Source organism: Photobacterium sp. ABD4_091 (assembly GCF_056160145.1).
Window position 1 is genome coordinate 1 of record NZ_JBSWWQ010000008.1, and the last position, 20,484, is coordinate 20,484.

Annotated in this window: 17 protein-coding genes; 6 read left to right on the top strand and 11 right to left on the bottom strand. The window is 48.4% G+C overall.

What is annotated here, in order from left to right; translation table 11 throughout:
• From ACXAGQ_RS28185 to ACXAGQ_RS28205, 5 genes are all read right to left on the bottom strand, one after another.
• Positions 1-144, bottom strand: a 144-nt coding sequence (locus tag ACXAGQ_RS28185) for a helix-turn-helix domain-containing protein (protein WP_475258551.1), incomplete at its 3' end; no start/stop codon positions are given.
• A gap of 36 nt (positions 145-180) precedes the next feature.
• Entirely contained in the window at positions 181-1,326 is a 1,146-nt protein-coding gene (locus tag ACXAGQ_RS28190; RefSeq protein WP_475258482.1) for an anaerobic sulfatase maturase, read from the bottom strand.
• Positions 1,327-1,381: 55 nt separating this feature from the next.
• Positions 1,382-2,794, bottom strand: coding sequence for a DUF1254 domain-containing protein (locus ACXAGQ_RS28195; RefSeq protein ID WP_475258484.1), 1,413 nt, complete (start codon positions 2,792-2,794; stop codon positions 1,382-1,384).
• Between the two features lie 7 nt (positions 2,795-2,801).
• On the bottom strand, positions 2,802-4,355 hold the full coding sequence (locus ACXAGQ_RS28200) for a sulfatase-like hydrolase/transferase (protein ID WP_475258485.1): 1,554 nt from the start codon (positions 4,353-4,355) through the stop codon (positions 2,802-2,804).
• A 100-nt stretch (positions 4,356-4,455) separates the two neighbouring features.
• Positions 4,456-5,445 carry a helix-turn-helix domain-containing protein gene (locus tag ACXAGQ_RS28205; protein WP_475258487.1) on the bottom strand — a complete coding sequence of 330 codons (990 nt, stop codon included), beginning with the start codon at positions 5,443-5,445 and terminating at the stop codon, positions 4,456-4,458.
• 247 nt (positions 5,446-5,692) lie between these two features.
• Here ACXAGQ_RS28205 and ACXAGQ_RS28210 point away from each other — a divergent pair, with 247 nt between their 5' ends.
• From ACXAGQ_RS28210 to ACXAGQ_RS28235, 6 genes are all read left to right on the top strand, one after another.
• Positions 5,693-7,084 (top strand): TolC family protein, encoded by a 1,392-nt coding sequence (locus ACXAGQ_RS28210; protein ID WP_475258489.1) that lies wholly within the window; start codon positions 5,693-5,695, stop codon positions 7,082-7,084.
• A complete protein-coding gene (locus ACXAGQ_RS28215; protein WP_475258491.1) occupies positions 7,077-8,132 on the top strand; it encodes an efflux RND transporter periplasmic adaptor subunit in 1,056 nt (351 codons plus the stop codon). The genes ACXAGQ_RS28210 and ACXAGQ_RS28215 overlap by 8 nt, the downstream gene beginning before the upstream one ends.
• A 2-nt stretch (positions 8,133-8,134) precedes the next feature.
• The gene (locus ACXAGQ_RS28220) at positions 8,135-11,263 is read left to right on the top strand and encodes an efflux RND transporter permease subunit (protein ID WP_475258492.1); all 3,129 of its coding nucleotides are present in this window, start codon (positions 8,135-8,137) and stop codon (positions 11,261-11,263) included.
• A 252-nt stretch (positions 11,264-11,515) separates the two neighbouring features.
• Complete coding sequence (locus ACXAGQ_RS28225; RefSeq protein ID WP_475258494.1) at positions 11,516-12,892, top strand: serine hydrolase domain-containing protein; 1,377 nt, start codon at positions 11,516-11,518, stop codon at positions 12,890-12,892.
• A 113-nt stretch (positions 12,893-13,005) separates the two neighbouring features.
• Complete coding sequence (locus ACXAGQ_RS28230) at positions 13,006-13,779, top strand: hypothetical protein (protein ID WP_475258495.1); 774 nt, start codon at positions 13,006-13,008, stop codon at positions 13,777-13,779.
• A gap of 73 nt (positions 13,780-13,852) precedes the next feature.
• The gene (locus ACXAGQ_RS28235) at positions 13,853-14,986 is read left to right on the top strand and encodes a DcaP family trimeric outer membrane transporter (protein ID WP_475258496.1); all 1,134 of its coding nucleotides are present in this window, start codon (positions 13,853-13,855) and stop codon (positions 14,984-14,986) included.
• Positions 14,987-15,049: 63 nt separating this feature from the next.
• On the opposite strand, the gene napC is transcribed toward ACXAGQ_RS28235, so the two are convergent.
• The 6 genes from napC to ACXAGQ_RS28265 are packed head-to-tail and all read right to left on the bottom strand — an operon-like array spanning position 15,050 to position 20,469.
• Complete coding sequence (gene napC / locus ACXAGQ_RS28240) at positions 15,050-15,646, bottom strand: cytochrome c-type protein NapC (RefSeq protein WP_475258497.1); 597 nt, start codon at positions 15,644-15,646, stop codon at positions 15,050-15,052.
• Positions 15,647-15,654: 8 nt separating this feature from the next.
• A complete protein-coding gene (locus tag ACXAGQ_RS28245) occupies positions 15,655-16,089 on the bottom strand; it encodes a nitrate reductase cytochrome c-type subunit (RefSeq protein ID WP_475258498.1) in 435 nt (144 codons plus the stop codon).
• Entirely contained in the window at positions 16,079-16,936 is an 858-nt protein-coding gene (napH, locus tag ACXAGQ_RS28250) for a quinol dehydrogenase ferredoxin subunit NapH (protein ID WP_475258500.1), read from the bottom strand. The genes ACXAGQ_RS28245 and napH overlap by 11 nt, the downstream gene beginning before the upstream one ends.
• Positions 16,936-17,703, bottom strand: coding sequence for a ferredoxin-type protein NapG (napG, locus tag ACXAGQ_RS28255; RefSeq protein ID WP_475258502.1), 768 nt, complete (start codon positions 17,701-17,703; stop codon positions 16,936-16,938). Before napG ends, napH begins: the two co-directional genes overlap by 1 nt.
• Before the next feature lie 17 nt (positions 17,704-17,720).
• Positions 17,721-20,207 carry a nitrate reductase catalytic subunit NapA gene (gene napA, locus ACXAGQ_RS28260; RefSeq protein WP_475258503.1) on the bottom strand — a complete coding sequence of 829 codons (2,487 nt, stop codon included), beginning with the start codon at positions 20,205-20,207 and terminating at the stop codon, positions 17,721-17,723.
• A 1-nt stretch (position 20,208) separates the two neighbouring features.
• Positions 20,209-20,469, bottom strand: a complete 261-nt coding sequence (locus ACXAGQ_RS28265; RefSeq protein ID WP_222549922.1) for a chaperone NapD — start codon at positions 20,467-20,469, stop codon at positions 20,209-20,211.
• Between the last annotated feature and the right edge of the window lie 15 nt (positions 20,470-20,484).

Genomic DNA, 20,484 nt, shown 5'->3' on the forward strand with positions numbered 1-20,484 from the left:
TTCATCATTAAATTGTTCGCGAAGTTTTTTGAGCATAAGGCTGACTGTTGGCTGGCTTACGTTTAATTTCTTTGCCGCTGTTACCGTCTGGCGGGTTTCATATAACACCACCAGCAAACGTAGAAGATTATAGTCTTTGCTCATTTTACATCTCTATACCAAGGAACCGCTTAATATAGATTAAAATAGCGAGTAATACTGTGCTGGGTAACCGGCTTTCATGACATCAACCATTTTCAGCAACCTTGGTAAGGCATAGTTGAAAAACATCTTATAGCCTTGGCACAGCTGATTTAGCGGCAAATTGTCCGCCGATGTTAACGTCCGGTTTTTCGGGCAGCCGCCATTACACAACGGCAAGAAATCGCACGTTTTACATTCTCGCCCCAGTGAGTTGTGTTTGGCCTGACCAAATTGCATCTGTGCTGGACTCATCACCATCTCAGCCAATAATTGATGGAGGATATTCCCTAACTGGTATTTTTCGTAGCCAAAGTGATCACAGCTATACACCTGACCGCCAACTTCGGCCATCAGTTGCTGGCCACATGTTTGGGCATGGTGACACATCTGGCTGGGTTGCCCCATCAAAATCATTAGGCAGTTTTCAAAAAACTGCACATAGATTTTACCTATATCACGCTTGCACCACTCATCGAAGACATCACATAAGAATTGTCCCCACTGCATGCCAGATAACGACCAATCATAGTCTGAACGCCTGTCGAGTTCATGATCAATACATGGCTGGAACTGCAAATAGTGGCTGCCGTTATTTTTGAGGAATTCATAGATCTGTTTACCTGAACGGTAAGTCCGATTGTTGATGACCGTCAGGGTATTAAACTCGACCTTATAATCACGCAGCAACCGGATCCCACGCATTGTCCTCTCAAAACTTGATTCACCATTACAGTCAATGCGGGCAATATCATTCAACACGTTGGGGCCATCGATACTCACTCCGACCATGATATTGTGTTGTTTAAAGAACTCAGCCCATCGCTTGTTGATCAATGTACCATTAGTTTGAATGGTATTGACGATACGCTTATTGTTTGACCATTTATCTTGCAGGGCAATAATCTGTTGATAGAAGTCTCTACCGCGAAGCAGGGGCTCTCCGCCATGCCAAATAAAGTCCACCACCTCGTTCGTGACGGGTTGAGATAGGATGTGGTTTTTAATAAGCGCTTCTGCCATCTCCAAATCCATCTTTTTCTCACTGCCAGACTGATGCTGCAGATAGTAGCAATAGCTACAATCGAGGTTGCACGAAGAACCGACAGGTTTGATTGATAGACTGTAAGGCAACGCAATGGTCATATTGACTCCAAAGGCAGATGCTTACTGAAATCAGCAAGCATCTGTTAGTGAGGGATTATTGTTTCTCAATACCAGGAACCGTCCAGTTCATATTAAGAACGGACTTAGAAGGGATATACAAACGCGTCAGAACGTAGAAACCTTCTTCTGGCGTTGGCAGCCAGTTAGTGTCACCCGACGGCTTGTCATGGGCGAAGGTAATTTCAAACGAGCCATCGGCAGCCTTCTTGAGATCAGACTGGTTGTTTAAGCTATAGCGGTTGATTGGGTTATCAATCAGCAATTTAGACTTAGCGTCGTAAACTGTTACCGACCAGAACGCATCAACCGGCGGCTCACCATCAAATTTCATGGTGTAGCTGTTTTTGCCCGTCAGCGGCTTGCCGTTTTTGTCCATGGCTGCCATTGGGTAAACAGCTTCCTTGGCACCTTGCCCGCCAAGATACGGATGAGCGATCAGCGAACGCATGGCACTATCGTCACCGAAACCATCTAGATTGAAGGCATAAACCCAGCCGTCTTTGATCTCCAACGCCGCAGGGTTGGCCTGCTGCGCCATCACCATTTTCTGGCCGTCTTCTATTGCTTTCACCATGGCAGCGATCGTTGAGTCACTCAATTCGCTGCGCTCAAACCCCTGCTCGCTGATGCCAATTTTATTGAGTTGGCCCAGCATGGCTTGCTGGCGCTCATCGACCGGGTTCGCTTTTAGGTATTCGCCAAGTTCAACATAGAAGCGCAAAGGATCATCAGCACTGCCGGGACGTGGCGACAACGGTAGAGGCTGAAGTGATTCCCCGCCCATGTACTCAGTCAAAGGCGTTAACGTGTACTGATCTTGGATGGCATGGGCGGCAACATAATCATCTTCTCCCATTACCTGTGTACGACCCCACAGCCAGACTTTGCTGGTTGGCGCCTCAACGATATTCAACTCCCGAGGGATCTCGCTATCAGCCTTCCAACCTGGTGGCACGATCAAAATCTCTTTCTCCAGCGAGCCAGTTTCACGTGTTCCTACGTATTGAAACAGGTTATGCCACATATCAAACATGTTGATCACATAGTAACGGTCGGTCACATCAGGTACTGACAACACAAGAGGTCCTTGGCTTAGATCGAGTACCGCACTCGAATACAAGGTATCCCGGTTGGCCGTTGGCATATCTGCGTCGGCGGGTGTGCTTAGTCGACGGGCATGACCGAACTCATTGAGCGGGCCACGGTAACTGGTATCAGGCTGTGGAGCTGAAACGTCACTGTACTGGCGTGTAATCTGCTCCATGCGAACTAATGTTGAACCCCACATGTAGGCATTAATTCCCAACACATAGCTCTCGTTTTCTAGCGCTTGTTGGGTGGTGACGATAGTGCTGTCGACGGCAGCGACACAAGGTATGGTCGCCATAGTGCCTGATAAAGCCAACATGGTGGCAATCGCGGTTTTTGTCATTGTTTTTTTCATCATAAGAAACCTACTCCACAATGGTGTCGTTACCCATACCGATCCCCGTGCCCTTTTGCACTGGCGGGTATTCTTTTAGCGACTTCTGGTACTTGCCAATCGCTTGGTAGAACTCAGGTAATACCCACGATTTTTGTTTCATCCAGTGATACCAACCATGGGTATCCGGGGTACGCTCGTAAGGGTCAGCTTTGATATTGAGCAGAACCCCGAATGGCCATTCTTTCGCTGGCTCCGTCCACGTCGTCTTGGTCTTTAAATGCACCTTCCATTGATTCACGCGAACAGCATTAAGATCGGTTTCGTTGTAGAAGAAGAATTCATGGCGATTACTCTCACCACCGTTGGCAAGCATGTCCATCTGGTTGTAACCATCGATATGAGCCACACGTTCAACACCTTCGATGTCCTTGCCATCAAGCAACTCTTGTTTGATGTCAGGCTCACCGGCAGCCGCTAGCAAGGTGGGCAGCCAGTCCTCGGCAGACATCAGGCCATCGACATATTCACCCTGCGGGAATTTCTCTGGCCAGCTGACCAGCATAGGAACGCGGAAGCCACCATCCCAGGTTGTTCCTTTTTGGCCTCTGAACGATGCTGCGCCAGCATCTGGCCAGTGATCGGTATTCACACCGTTATCAGAGGTAAACATGATGATGGTGTTATCAAGTTCACCTAACGATTCCAGCTTATCGAGTAAGACACCTACCTGATCATCAAGCTGAATCAATGCATCGTAGTAAGTCGATGTCTGACTCGCCCCTTCATAATCGTCGCTCACATGGGTAATAGTGTGCATCCGCGATGGGTTGTACCACATGAAATAAGGCTGCTCATCGTTGCTTGATTCATGGCCATCAAGCCAATCAGTCGCAAATTTAAGGAACTCCTCATCGATTTGCTTCATGCGCTCTTGGCCAAGCGCACCTTTGTCGGTAACTTTCTGTTTACCCACTACACCGAAGCGGGGATCTTCGGTTTTATCAAATGTATCGCTGGCAGTGGAATGAAGCACATTGCGCGGCACCCCAACGAAGTTAGGGTCTTGTGGAAATTCCGGTTGCTCAGGCATTTCCATGACATTAAGGTGGTACAAGAAGCCATAGAATTCATCAAAACCATGGACGGTAGGCAGGTGGCTGTTGTTATCACCAAGGTGCGACTTGCCCACATGCACAGTGGCGTAACCTTTCTGCTTCAATAATTCTGCGATAGTCGGTGTTTCTTTTTTTAACCCCAGCTTCGAGCCTGGTTGCCCGACCGACGTTAAGCCCGAACGGAATGGATACTGACCAGTAATAAAGGCGGCCCGCCCTGCCGTGGAACTGCTCTGGGCATAATAATCGCTGATCATCAATCCGTGCTGGGCAATACGGTCAATATTAGGGGTCTTAATAGCGCCTAAACCACGGTGGTACACCGATAAGTCCATCGGGGCAACATCATCAACCATAATGGCAACGATATTCGGGCTATCAGCAAGCGCAGGGAATGCCACCGCAGAGGCTGCTGTGGCTATGGAAAGTGCCAACGCACTTTTCATAAATTTATTATTGCTTTTCATGAATTTTCTCCGTTATAGGACGGAGAAAGCATAAATAAAAAGCCAGATAATTAGAGAAATAGACGCTATTAGAATTTCCAATAGCCAGTAACCGTGAGGATCAATATTGGACCTCGCCTGCCTGCACTTTTCTTCGGTAAGCGGGTGCGGTCTCACCCGTCCAATTCTTGAAGGCTCGGTTGAAATTGCTGAGATCGTCGTACCCCACTTGCCAAGCCACTTCCTGGGTACTGTGCTCACCTTGTGCCAGCAGTTTTTTAGCAAGATCGCGCCTTGCCGCATCGCGAAGCTCTCTGAAAGCCAGTCCTTCGAGACTAAGGTTGCGCTGCAGGGTTCTTGGTGTCATACCCAACAGTTGCGAGAACCACTTGATATTGAACCAAGGCAGTGGTGCATAGGTCTGGATAAGTTTGCACACAGACTGGTGCCAGTCCGCTTTGGTCACTTGTTCGGGTATTTGATGAAAATCGGCAGGCAGAGGAATCGTAAAGCCACCAAATGGCTTGTCATACTCAATCTGTGTTTTATGAAAAGATAACGGCAACTTGTCTGCATTGTTACCGGTTGAAACCAGCATTGCCTGCTGAGGCTGCCAAACACCTTCGATGAAGCGACGACAAAAGTTAACCATTGCCAGCGTCCTAAACCACTCTGCTTGTTCAAAGCCCGGTGTATATTCACGATAGGCACTACGATGGCAAAGCCACCACTGGCCATCAATCCATTCCGTCCAAATAATCACATGGTTGCTTAATTTAGGCAGTTCAGCCACCAGCATTTGTATCCCTTCGGATAAATCTCGGCATTGCTGAATTTTATCGTCAATGTCGGGTGACAGCTGCCTAATCGACACAAAACGACCAATTTCGATCCCGACGAGATAGCCATATCGCTGCTCCAAGCCAAACAAGAACAACATCAAGTCTCTGGTCGGCAACCAGTGCTGATTGTCCATCAGATCAACCGGTAACCCACACTCTTGTGCCACCGCCTTCCAATCCAGACCGTTTTTTTCACAGTACTCGATAAACGGCCAAATATTCATCGATGACGTCAGTAAGATGTCAGTTGTGGACGAGGTGGATTTCATATTAATTTTCAGGGCTATTTATAAGTAGTAAATGATGAGGTTGCAATTTTAGTTTAGAACAGCTCGGTAATATTGTTTCAGCTCATAACTCTACGCTTATGTCGCTAACTGACCTATTTCATGTCGCTAACTGACCTACCGCAGAAAAGGCAATGTTTTACTCTTGCTGCGCTCAGGCTGAGAAGCCAAACAATACATTGATGTTTCACAAATTAAACTCTGTGTTCTTTTTACTTGGCAGCAATAAATGAATAAACAACTATGCACTCTACTTCTCGGTATACTTTCCTTTGGCGCAAATGCCAGCCAATATGAAAGCACCGACCTCGAGAACCTCTACCAATTGGCATTACAAAACGATGCATTACTGAATATTGCGGTTCTTACCGAACAGCAATCAAGTTTTGCCATTGATGGTCAAAAAGGTCAACTCCTTCCTCAAATTAACGCTTATTTCAATGCCTCTGCTTTTTTTGATTCTGATGAAATTGAATCAACATATGGTGGTAGCGGCACAATGGGCAATGTTGGCATCAATTTGCGACAAGCAATTTATACACCTGCGGTGCAAGCAGGTATTGCCATTGCAGATAAAAATAATGAGAGTGCCTCGGTACTGGTTTCCAAAGCACATGAAGCACTTATCTACCGTACGACGAAGGCTTATTTTGATGTACTGCGTACTAAGTCGCAATTGGATAACGCCAAGGCCAATGAAAAGGCATTAGTCGAATACCTTGAGATTACCCAGCGCCGAAACCAAGCAGGGATTTCCTCTGAAATTGACCTCTTGCAAGCTCAAGCCCGTCGCGATCAATCGCAAGTCGCCGTCATTAACGCTGAAACAGCCTATCAATTGTCGTTAGATTCATTGCAAACGCTTTCTGGTCATGAATTCGCTACTGTGCAGCCTTTAAAAGTAGAACGATTTTCACCGCAGTTACCCAGTTCAGAAACAGGGGCTTCTTGGTTAGACGCCGCGATGCAAAACAACCGTGATATCCAATTGGCAGGCATCACGATTGAAAAATCTAAGCTGGAAGTCACAAGAGCGCAAGCAGGACATAAACCACAGCTGTCGTTAGTTGCAAGGCTAAACCAACGCTTTAATGGCGACGTCAAGTCAACAGCTTCAGGCCAGCCTATCGAGGCTAACGAAAGTCTGACATCGGCTGAAGTGGCGCTTGTCATGAATATGCCAATCTACACTGGCTCTACACTTTCAGCGTTTGTGGATATCGCCAATACCGAGCTAGACATTGCATATCAGATCCAAGAAGAATCCCGCCGCCAGACCTACCAAAACGTGCGATTTGCGGTAAGACAAGCGGAATCAGCCATGATGCAAATCGATGCTTTTGAGAAAACGGTTAACTCCCAAAGCAAGGCTCTGGTTTCAGTCCAGCGTGGTTATGAACTGGGAGCCAGAAACATGAGCGAAGTGCTAGATGCAACTCGTGACTACTATGCTTCGGAATCTGAGTTATTTAACGCTTATTTCGCCTTCATTGAAGGCGCTCTATTAATCAAATTCTTAGCTGGTGAAATTTCAGAGCAAGACATCACAGCTTTAAACGCCAGTATCGAAAGTGCAGAAACCATTCAAAATACGAAATCTAATGAGGTGACAAATGGCTAAAAATGTCCGTTCGCTGTGCATTATCGCAATGGCAGTTTCAGGTGCAGTGAATGCAAAAGGTGTTGCAGTCAATGCTATGGAAGCGACGTTGACGAGTGTCAACCCGACAAAAAACTATGTGGCTAAATTTGAACCTCAAGCTCACACTCAAATTACACCTCGTGTCACTGGGTATATTGTTGAACAACAAGCTGAAGACGGAACTTTGGTCACCAAAGGCGATGTGCTTTTCAAACTTGATGACACCATTTACCGCCAAAACCATAACCTTGCGCAAGCCAACGTCAGCCAAGCAAAAGCAGCACATAAGAGTGCAGAACTTCACTTCGACCGCGTTGTACAATTGCAAGGTCCGGGTGGTTCAACTCAATCTGATTTAGAGCTTGCCCAATCTCAGCTAGATTCTGCTAAAGCAGGGCTTAGCGCGGCAGAAGTCAACCTTGAAAAAGCAGCCTACGATTTGGCTTCAACCATTGTGACTGCACCGTACGACGGTCAACTAGGCAAAGCACGCTTTTCACAAGGTGATCTCGTCTCTCCGGCAACGGGGGCTTTGATTGATATCATCCAGCTATCGCCAATGAACGTGACGTTCAACATGGATTACAACGCATATAAGTCATACGGCTTAAACACCCCAGAAAACCACAACGTTCGCTTGCGTGATACCCATACCCCAACCCAAGTTAACTATGTCGCGAATAAAGTGAACCCTACAGCAGGAACGATCCAAATTTCAGCAAGCTTTGATAATAGTGAATACGGCTTCAAACCCCATAAAGTCACTCACGTCATCGTTGAGCATGCCAAGCCACAACAAGGGTTTTGGATTCCTGAATCTGCGCTCGTTCAAGACTTAACCATTCAATATGTTTATATCATCAATGAGCATAACAGTACCGCTGTTCGCCGCGATATTAAGGTGTCGCAACGCAGCAAAGGCCAAGTCTTTATCACTGATGGCATTGAAGCCGGTAATCAAGTGATTACCGACGGACTAATGCGAGTTCGCCCTGATGCATTTGTTCACGTACAAAAAGAGAAATAAGCATGCTAAGCAGATTTTTCATTCATAGACCCAAGTTTGCATTGGTGATCTCGATTGTGCTGACGTTGATTGGCGCCATCGCAATTAAACTGATGCCGATCTCCGAATACCCAGAAATCACCCCGCCAGTGATCAACGTTGTTGGCTTATATCCTGGGGCAAGTGCTGAAACTATTGAGCAAGTCATTGCCGCACCGATTGAAAAAGAGGTTAACGGTGTTGATGGCATGCTATACATGGACTCGCGCTCGGCCAATGACGGTACCTACATCCTTAAAGTTACTTTTGAAATTGGTACCGACCCGGATTTAGCGCAAGTTAATGTTCAGAACCGTGTTGCTGCTGCCCTTCCGGCACTGCCTCCTATCGTTAACAACCTAGGCGTGCGAGTAAAAAAAGCTTCGTCTGATACGCTAATGGCGATTGCCTTGTATTCACCTGAACAAAGCTATGACCGTCAATACCTCGATAACTGGATGACACTCAATATGGTTGACCGCCTTTCTCGAATCGACGGTGTAGGTGATATGACGCCATTGGGCACTGAGTATGCAATGCGCGTATGGCTCGATGTTCATCAAATGACAGCATTGAGTATCACGCCAGCCGAAGTCCGCCAGGCCATTGCCGACCAAAACAGTCAGTTCCCGGTAGGTAAGCTGGGTGCCGGTCCATTGAACGCGCACAGCATGCTTCAGATCCCGCTGCTTAGCCAAGGGCGTCTGGAAACGGTTGAAGATTTTGAAAATATCATCATTCGCACTGAAGCAGACAGCTCAAACATCTACCTTCGTGACATTGCGGATATTGAACTGGGCGACAATCGCTACGAAACAACAACCATGCTTAATGGACAACCAGCGGCTCTGATGACTATCTCACTTGCTCCTGGTGCCAATGCGCTGGAAACAGGCCAAGCCGTCAAAGACCTACTATCGTCGCTGCAACTTCCAGACGATGTCGCTTTTGCCTTCCCGTTTGATGTCACTGAGTTTGTGTCTGATTCAATTTCAGCGGTCACTAAAACCTTAGTTATTGCGGTCATCCTAGTTATTTTGGTTACTTACCTTTTCCTAGGTAGTATCCGTGCGACCATTGCACCTGCGGTTGCTATTCCGGTATCCCTTGTTGGGTCATTCTTCTTCATGGATGCCTTTGGCTTTACTATCAATACCATCACTATGTTTGGTATGATCCTCGCCATCGGTATCGTGGTCGATAACGCGATTCTGGTTATTGAAAACGTTGAGCGAGTAATGAAAGAAAACCCGGCGTTTTCTGCTCCTAAAGCAACCTATATTGCGATGCAGGAAGTGACAGGCCCTATCGTTGCATCGACCTTAGTCATGCTGGCGGTATTTGTGCCGATTAGCTTACTGCCGGGAATTACAGGTGTCATGTTCTCGCAGTTCAGTATTACGCTGTGTATCTCGCTAATCATTTCTGCCATCAACGCACTGACACTGTCACCTGCCATTTGTTCGCTGGTGATGAAAGTTGAAAAGCCCGCGAAATGGTTTATCGCATTCAACCGTGGGTTAGACAAAGTCACCCGTGTATACGGTAAAGCCGTCAGCCTTGTCGTTCGCAAAACCTCAGTACTGCTGATTATTTTCGGCGGTACAATCGGCGCAACCTATATACTCAATAGCTACGTGCCAAACGCCTTCGTCGAGCCTGAAGATAAAGGCGCGATGTTAGCTCTGGTTCAGTTGCCTGACGGTGCTTCACTTAACCGTACTGATGCTGTAGTTGACCAAGCCGTTGCAATCATCTCGGCAGACCCTGCTGTTGAGCTTGTTGGCGGAGCCAGTGGTTTTAGTGCCATTACGCTTTCTATCCAACCAAACAATGCGACGATGTTTATCGCGCTAAAGCCTTGGGAGGAGCGTAAGCAACTTGAAGGCAACAACACCGTATTCGACGTTCAACAGCGTTTGAATGCAGCATTGAGCGGTATTGTTGAAGGTATTGCCATGACCATTGCACCGCCTGCAATCTCGGGGATTGGTTCAGGTACCAACCTAGAATACATGTTGCAAAACAGCACAGGTGTACCTCAAACCGAGTTGGCGCAATCGGCGAACAACCTGATTGCCGAATTGAATGCCGCGCCTGAAATTGCGGCAGCGTATACCCTATTCCGTGCCAACGTACCGCATTACTTTATTGATGTGGATCGCGAGAAGGCGCGTCAGTATGGTGTGTCGGTAACAGCCATTAACGACACCATCATGACTTATCTTGCAACCTCTCGTGGTGGTGATTTCTCTTTATGGGGCAATACATTCTACGTTACCTTGCAGGCGAAGGCCGAACAGCGCGTTGATATTGAAGATTTGACCAATATTCACGTGAAATCTACCTCTGGTGAAATGCTGCCATTGTCAGCGGTTGTCAATGTAGAGACACGCTTGGAGGCAGATGTTACCTCTAAATACAACATGCTATCTGCGGTTAAAATATTTATAGCCCCAGCCCCCGGCTATTCTTCTGGTCAGGCAATGGCTGCAGTGGAAGCTATCTCTGCCGATTCATTGTCAACCGGGTACAGCTACGAGTGGACAACCATGGCGCTACAAGAAAAACTCGCGGGTAATGCCATTGTTTATGCGTTCATCTTCGCGATGATCTTTATTTACCTATTCCTCGTTGCACAGTACGAATCATGGGCATTGCCGGCAGCCATTATTATTGCCGCCCCAACGGCAGCATTAGGGGCATACATTGCACTTGTTTCGACAGGTTTGGCAATGACGCTGTACGGTCAAATTGGTTTGATCCTACTGATCACTATTGGTGCGAAAAATGCCATCTTGATCGTTGAATTTGCAAAAACACAACATGAAGAGAACGGCTTGTCGATCGAAGAAGCGGCAGAAAAAGGGGGAACCATGCGTTTCCGCGCGGTGAATATGACATCATGGTCTTTTATTCTGGGTATTGTACCGCTTGCATTTGCTTCAGGCCCTGGCTCAGTGGCCCAAACAGGCACTGGCTTAACGCTGCTTGGCGGTATTTTATGTGTGCTGGTGCTTGGCACCGTTATCACACCGGGCTTTTACGCGCTCTTCCAGCGACTTCGTGAAAAAATCAAGGGTAATAAACCACGAGAGATTTGCCTTGATTAATTGAGTAAATAAACCCTGCTAAATAACACGATATATATTCAGCTTACATTAAGCTAAACAATAAAACCGTTAAGCTTATATACAGCCGTTAAAATAATAAACCACCCTTTTAAACCGGGTGGTTTATTATTATTTGTGACAAATAAAACAAACATAAAATATAAAGATATAGGCACTCTCTAATGTCGCCATCTGACCTATAGGCATTTTGTAAGAAAAATATAATCTCCACATCTAAACAAGGAGATACTTATGAAACTTAAAGCCATTGCCCTACTGGCCTCTACGTTAATTCTTCCAACGTCTTACGCATTTAGCTCAAGTGAAGCCACTGCAGAAAACCCTGTTGAAGCTGCTCTAAAAGCTGAAGGCGCAATGGTTGAACTGCCAGTCGCAGCAGCTAAAGGTCAGTTCTCACCTGAATTTGTCGACGCCGCTCGCGCCAACTTCAATAACTTCCATTGGCAAATGGGTGGTGACCACGCGCTTTATTACCATAAAAGCATGAATGAGTTCATGCCTACCGCTATTGCTTCGCCTAACGAAGAGTATAAGCCACTGATTAAGGCGATTAACCCAGAACTTAGCAAACTCACTGTTGAAACGCAGGCTAAAGGTGAGCTAACACTGGATGAATACCTTGCTGATCCTGCTTTTCGCACCCAAGGCTTCATGCTGATCCATGAAGGTAAAATTGTTTATGAAGCCTACCCAGGTATGGAACCAACCGACCGCCACGTATGGGCATCAGCAGCAAAAACTACCGTTGGCCTTATCGTTGCCCAGTTGGTAGAAGAAGGTAAGGTTGACCCAAGCAAGCCAATGTCAAACTATGTGCCAGAGCTAAAAGGCACAGTTTGGGATGACGTAACCGTGCTTAATGTCCTTAACCATGCGACCGGCTTCGATAATGAGGAAACGCTTGAATCTATCCTTAACCCTGATTCGCCAGTTGTTCGTTTCTTTGCCGCAGCATTCGGTTCACCACGCTTTAGCACAGGTAAACTTGAAAGCTGGGTCGATGTTGCAAAAGACACGGAGAAAAAAGCTGACGAACCAGCGGGCACACGTTTTAGCTATGCATCAATGAACACCATTGTTCTTACCAAGATGATCGAAAACCTAGAAGGTGCAACGTTTACTCAAGTATTTGAAGAACGTGTTTGGGGCAAGATGACCGCGCGCCAACCAGCACTATTCAACCAAACGCCTGACGGTATGGCGATTGCCGTTGGCCTAATGCTAACAACAGTCGAAGATATGGCTCGCTACGGTATGCTGTTCACACCAAGCTGGGAAGCAGCGGCAACCGAGCCTGTTGTATCACAAGCCGTTATTGATCGTATCCTAACGAGTGGTAACCCTGACTCTCACACCGATACCACAAAACAAAAAAGCTCAATAAGCTCTGCTGGCGAAGCATCTATTGCTCAGTCTTACCAGTTTGACTTCATCTTTGAAGATGGTGCGATGGCGAAAAGTGGCAACCTAGGTCAGTACATTTATGTTGACCCTAACCGTGACTTTGTTGGCGTTGTTTTCTCAACTAACCCATACCACTCAGGTTACGGTGAGTTCAAAGCACCAAACTTCATGCGCCAAGCAGCCAAACTAATGGCTGATAAATAACTCCTCGCTTGACAAGTTAGGACAACTTGTTAGCCACAACGAATAACACGCTGTGGCTAATCCACTCCATTATGGAATATCGCTTCAAGGACGAAGCAAACTGAGAAAATAAAATGAAAAAGTTTGCTTTATTAGCTCCACTTGCAGCAAGCCTTGCTGCACCTGTAATCGCTGAAGAAGAGCAGGTTATCGATCCTGCTGACGTAACTAAGGTATACACTCAGTCAGCATTGATGTTCAGTGGTAACTCTGAATTTCAATGGCAGGGTCAAATTGCAGGTGGCCTGGAAAACGGTCAACAATTTGCTCTATTGAGTGAAGCTACATTCGACAACAAAGATAATGACGAAGACAAGTTTGGTTTTGATTACCAAACATCACGTACCCAGTACTTCCATGTATTCAACACTGGATCTTCAACATTGCCTAAAGTGGGTGCTTCACTCGATTATGTAAATACTCGTACCAGCTCAGTGAAAAACGACTTGTTGTCTATCGGTGCTGTTGCCGCGATTAACCCAGCTTATACTGGTGGGCTGCTTGTCTTCCCTCGTGCCGGCTACATGACTGGTAGCATGGAAGTTGCAGGTATGGAAAGCAAAGATGACCTAACCGGTTACAGCCTAGGGCTCATTACAGCCATCTACCTTGGTGACGGCGGCTCATACCTTTCAATTGTTCCAGAATGGCAAGACCTCTCTGGTGACGAGATTGAAATGCAAAATCTATCCGTTAAAGCTTCCATTAATGTGCCACTAAACAGTGCCCGTACATGGTGGCTCAACACCCGCTATGACTTTACAAAATCAGACCTTGAAGTTAACGGAACTGATTTAGGTGGTGATTGGGAAACCCAAGCCTGGCTTGGTGTTCGCCATTACTTCTAACTAGATGCAATTTTATATTTCAAGCCACCTCTATTTTAGCGGTGGCTTTTTTTAGTGAAGAATAATTAAAGCGATGAATATTAAACGACTCTCATTTTTTTGTAGCCTTGCGCTAATAAGTACTTCAGGCTATGCCGCTAGCACAACATCCGATATTGATTTCAGTTTTGGCGGTTCAATCAAAACCATCATGATTCACGACACCGACACAGCCGGAGCTGGCATCAATATTCCTGGTAATAGTCTATTTAATAAAAGTACGAATAACGATACCAAAATAGACGCTTCACTTTCAGATATTAAATTTGGTGCCGCGCAAACCTTTGATGATGGCTCAAATATTCATTCGCACGTGGTGTTAGATTTCAACGCCAATAATGATGGTGGCATGTCACCACGCCTGCGTGAAGCCTATGTTGCTTGGTCAACAGAAAATGGGCAATTGCTTGCTGGCCAAACTTGGTCAACGTTCATGGATATGCGTAATATCCCTCAGTCACTGGCGGAAGCGACAGTCAGTGGTGCCGCTTTTAAACGCCAACCACAAATAAGATGGTCTCAGCAACTGGGGGCAGTTAAATATGATATTGCACTAGAAAGCAGCACCAATGATGATATTCAAAACGATTTCGAGGATAAAATCGATAGCTCGGGTGCCATACCCGATATCGCCCTAGGGGGCGAATGGACCAATGAAAACGCTTGGTTCAGAGCCACAGCACTATTCAATCAGCTCCGACTCACCTACCAAGATAAAGAGTACAAAGAGTCTGGGTATGGTGTTCAGCTTTCTGGCGGCTGGGATTTCACCAACAATGATAGGATCTCTATTTTAACCTACCGAGGTGAAGGCACTGACCGCTACCTGCTTGGTCTTAACAGTACCGGCCCAACATGGAATGCTAAAGCAGGAGCCATTGACCTCAGAGAGGCAGAAAGCGTGATGGTATCTTATACCCGAAAATGGCAACCTAGCCTGAAATCAGTATTTGCTTATAGCAAGGTGTCAACAGAAGCGCTAGATTGGCAAGATGAGTTGGAGCACGACACCTTTACATCTACCCAGTTTGCTATGGCCAATTTGCTCTGGGCTATAAAACCAACCCTGACGCTTGGCGTGGAATACAACTACTCGCAGTATGAGCGTAACCAAACAGACGAGCGTGATAACCACCGCATTATGCTCGGCATGGATTGGAAGTACTGATAAATAATTAACTAAACCCCATTATACTTTTCCAAGCCCAATGGGGTTTATTATCAGTTTACGTTAGATTGCACTTTCGATTTGATGACCTTTCGGTAGTTGGTGGGCGATACCCTTATGGCAATCTATACAGGTATTACCGTCTTCGATTGCCCGGCTATGAATACCGGCTGCGACCGACTTCTGGGTGCTGAAATCCATGTATTCAAAGTTATGGCAGTTACGGCACTCCTGAGAATCATTGGCTTTCATGCGCGCCCACTCACGGGAGGCCATTTCAAACCGGTGATCCTCGAACTTCTGTGGAGTATCGACAATACCCAGTGCTTTGGCATACAGTTCTTTCGAGGCTTGGATCTTGCGCACCATTTTCGGTGCCCACTCTTTGGGAACGTGGCAATCCGGACAGGTCGCCCTGACACCGCTGCTGTTGTTGTAATGAACGGTTCCAACATACTCTTGGTAGACGTTGTTCTCCATCTCATGACAACCGATACAGAAACTTTCGGTGTTGCTGTACTCCATTGCAGTGTTAAACCCGCCCCATAGGATGACACCTGCAACCACACCCACGGTCAGGACTGTGCCAATCGCAAAGTGGCTGGGCTTTCTGAACCACTGCCAAAAACGCCGGATGATTCCAGGTCGTTGACTCTTCATAGCCCCTCCTATTGGCCGAACTTACCAGCCGGTTTAAAGGTATTTTCTACCAGCGGCGCGGCATCGGCCTGCGATACATGGCACTGCAAACAGAAGTAACGGCGAGGGGCGACGTCACTCAGGATCTTGTTGTTGCTATCCATGTAGTGCGTTGGGCTAACCCTCGGGGCGCCTGTCCTGCGGTACTTGTCGACATCATGGCATTGCAAGCAGCCATTGTTGCTTGGGTTGATCTGCACCATTTCCGTTGAGTGCGGGATCAAAGGGGGTTGGTGAACAAATTCCAAGGCCAGTTTATCTTGCATTTTTGGCACCGGCTTGATGGGCGCAACGGTATTGGTATCCCCTATTTCCTGCGCGCCACGTAACGAGGTAACTTCTGCAAATGCTGCTAGGCTCACGACAGCCGCCAGCAGCGCAGACACAACATACTTACCCTTCATTTTTATTGGCTCCAATTCTTATTTTAAATTCCAATACTTCCTCGGAACAGACATCGATACAGCGTCCACAACTGATACAGTCTTGGCTCATCACCTTGCGATCCCCGCCTTTGAGCGGTTGCCTCAGCACTTCTGGCTCGGGGCACACGTTGAAGCAATCCATGCACTTGTTGCAGGCTTCGCGGTTGGTCGCGGTAATACGAACCAGGCTCTTACGGCCAATCACCCCATAAGTCGCGCCAAGCGGGCATAAATGACCACACCAGCCATGCTCAACCAATACCAGGTCAAGCAAGAACACCAGCAAGATCAGCACCCAACCCGCGCCCATACCGAACACCAAACCTCGGTGCAATGCCGCAACCGGGTCAATCCAGCTCCACAGCACTGTGCCCGATACCGCACTGCCAATTAGCAGCACTGGCAACAACCAGTAACGCAGGCTCGAAGGCCAGCGGTAACTGAGCTTGATCCCCAGCTTTCGGCGAAGCCAAGCAGCCAGATCCGTTACCATGTTGAGCGGGCACACCCAAGCACAGAACACCCGAGGTGCCAGCAGGGCATAGAAGCCCGCCACAATGGCACCGCCAAGCAGGGCTGCCAGCTCAGGCCAGTGGCCGGCGGCTATGGTTTGCAGCAAGATCAACGGGTCAGTTAGCGGCACCGTGTCGAACAATGTGCTTGCCGACAAATTGCCACGCAGTACCCCCAGTGTCGGGCCGATCATGAACAAGGCGATGATCAGCAACTGGCAGCTGCGGCGCAGCAGCAAGAAGCGGTGGGCTTTCCACCAGCCGAGCGAGGCAGTTGCTGCCTTGCCGGCGTCTTTTGCCAAATGCTTAGCCATTACTGACCTCCTCCACTGTTACCCGGCTTGTGGGCAGGCAAAGTCAGATCCTCAGGGATCAGGCTTTCCCCTTTCTTGGCCTTTTCTTCCCAACCCAGGCGGTAGTGGTGACCAAGTTCACCTTTGGCTAATGCCGTCGGCACAACTTTGATTGCCGCTTCGTCCAGCACACAGGCTTGCTCGCATTTACCACAGCCGGTACAAACATCGGAATGCACCGTCGGGATAAACTTGGCATGGTAGCCGGTACGTTGGTTGCGGATGGGCTCGAGAGTGATCGCTTCATCAATCAGCGGACAAACCCGGTGGCAAACATCACAGCGCAAACCCAACCAGTTGAGGCAGGTTTCATGGTCAATCAATACCGCGGTTCCCATCCGGGCATCATCGATATCGGTCAGGCCATGATCCAGCGCGCCACTTGGGCAAGCTTCCACACAGGGAATGTCTTCACACATCTCACACGGAATCGTTCGGGCGGTAAAATACGGCGTCCCAGATGCCACTGGCGACAACAAGCTTGCCAGCTTCAAGGTATCGTAAGGACACGCCTGAACGCATAACCCACAGCGCAAGCAAGCCTGCAAAAATTCAGGCTCAGGCAACGCACCCGGTGGCCTTATCGGCACCCCGCTGCTGTCAGCCTGGCTCTGTTTGCTCTGTAGTCCGAGTACGGTCGCTGCCGCTCCCACACCCACAGCCGTTCGCGCGGCATCCCGAAGGAAACGGCGGCGGCTTTCCGATGATTTGAGAGGTGAACGCTTCATCAGTCTGTTTCCAATAGTTAGGCTTTAACCACCTTCACTGCACATTTCTTGAAGTCCGTTTCTTTCGAAATTGGATCGGTCGCATCAAGCGTGAGTTTGTTGGTCAGTTGCCCGGCATCAAAGAAAGGCATATACACCAAGCCTTGCGGTACCCGGTTACGCCCGCGAGTTTCCACATGGGTGAGCACCTCACCACGGCGGGAAACAATTTTCACTGCATCGCCCCGGCGCAGCCCGCGCTCTTTGGCATCGAGCGGGTGCATGTAAAGCACAGCATCCGGGAAGGAACGGTATAGCTCCGGTACACGGCGGGTCATCGAACCGGTATGCCAATGCTCCAGTACCCGCCCTGTTGATAGCCACAGGTCATACTCGTTATCTGGTGATTCTGCTGGCGGCTCATATGGCAGGGCGAAAATCACCGCTTTCTTGTCCGGCTTACCGTAGAAAGAAAACTCTTCGCCTTTTTTCACATACGGGTCATACCCTTCGGAGTAACGCCAGACCGTTTCCTTGCCATCGACCACAGGCCAACGCAGGCCGCGTGACTGGTGGTACATATCAAAAGGTGCCAGGTCATGGGCATGGCCACGGCCGAAGTAGGCATACTCTTCGAACAAGCCTTTCTGGACATAGAAGCCAAAATCGCGAGACTCATCATTGAGTTGGTCAGCCGCAATTTCATCCAGGCTGTACTTATCGGCCTTGCCGTTTTGGAACAGCACTTCGAATAAGGTTTTGCCTTTGAGCTCTGGCTTCTTGGCGATGAGCTCCTGCGGCCACACTTCCTCAACCTTGAAGCGCTTGGAGAATTCCATCAGCTGCCACAGGTCAGATTTCGCTTCGCCCGGTGCAATAATCTGCTGGTGCCAGAACTGGGTACGGCGCTCAGCGTTACCGTAAGCCCCTTCTTTTTCCACCCACATCGCTGTTGGCAAGATCAAATCCGATGCCATAGCAGTAACAGTTGGGTAAGGATCAGAGGTCACTATGAAGTTAGCGGGATCGCGGTAGCCCGGCAGGCGTTCTTCGTTGATATTCGGCCCGGCCTGCATATTGTTGTTACACATCACCCAATAGGCATTGAGCTTGCGGTCTTTTAGCATCCGGTCTTGCAAAATCGCGTGGTAGCCCGGCTTGGGTGGGATTGTGCCTTCTGGGATATTCCAGTGGGTTTCACACATTTCACGGTGTTTCGGGTTCATCACTACCATGTCGGCTGGCAAGCGGTGGGCAAAGGTTCCCACTTCACGCGCCGTACCACAGGCAGATGGCTGGCCAGTCAAAGAGAACGGGCCACAACCCGGCTTGGAGATCTTGCCGGTCAGCAGGTGGATGTTATAAATCAGGTTATTGGCCCACACACCACGGGTATGCTGGTTGAAGCCCATTGTCCAGTAAGACACCACCTTGGTTTCTGGGTTGGCGTACATTTCGGCCAACTGATTGAGCTGGTCAACCGGTACCCCTGTCAGTTCCGAGGTATATTCCGCGGTATAGGTTGAGACAAACTTGGCATAATCGTCAAAGCTCATCGGCGTCGAATCGCCGCTACCCGGGTTCTTGGCCGCCTTTTCCAGTGGATGGGTTGGGCGCAAACCATAACCGATATCCGTCACACCCTTGCGGATGTTAACGTGCTTGTCCATGAAGTCCTGGTTGACCTTGTCATTGGAGATAATGTAGTGGGCAACAAAGTTGAGGATAGCCAGATCGGTCTGTGGCTTGAAGATGATTGGGTTGTCGGCCAACTCATAGCTGCGGTGGGTAAACGTCGAGAGCACCGCAACTTTCACCTTGTCAGATGACAAACGGCGGTCGGTCAGGCGGGTCCAGAGAATTGGGTGCATCTCAGCCATGTTAGATCCCCAAAGCACGAAGGCATCGGCATGTTCGAGATCGTCATAGCTACCCATAGGCTCGTCCATACCGAAAGTACGGCCAAACCCAACTACCGCTGACGCCATACAGTGGCGGGCGTTCGGGTCAATATTGTTGGAGCGGAAACCCGCTTTGTACAGTTTGGCAGCGGCATAGCCTTCCCAGACTGTCCACTGGCCAGAGCCGAACATGCCAACGGCAGAAGGACCTTTGTCTTTCAGTGCCTGTTTGAACTTGTCGGCCATCACATCGAAGGCTTCATCCCAGCTCACTGGGGTGAACTCACCTTCTTTGTGATACTTACCGTCTCTCTTGCGCAATAACGGTTGGGTCAGGCGATCTTCCCCATACATGATCTTAGGCAAGAAGTAGCCTTTGATACAGTTGAGGCCCTTATTCACCGGCGCATCAGGATCCCCCTGCGATGCTACCACCCGACCATTCTTGGTCCCCACCAGCACACTACAGCCCGTCCCACAGAAGCGGCATGGGGCTTTGTCCCACTTCACTTCCTGCTCGCCCTCTGCGGCATTGGCCACCGACACAGGTATGGTTAACCCTGCTGCGCTGGCGGCAGCAATGGCTGCATTGGCCTTTAAGAAACTACGTCTAGTAACTGTCATGTTACGCTTCCTTTAGCTCAGATTGTTCTTCCATTTGGTGGTAAACCAGCGTGGTATCGAGTACCCCGGGCAACTGTTTGATATAGTCAAAATGACCAACAATATCGTTCTTTTGCTCGCCCTCTAGCACGACAACCAATTTCCCTGATTCACCCAAAATCGGCACCTCTGCCCCCGGTAAGCTCTCTATGGTCTTTTTTATTGATTCAAGCTGCTCAGCCACGACGTAAACAATCAAGCTGCAGACATGGAACTCACTCACAACAAAGCCCCCCTT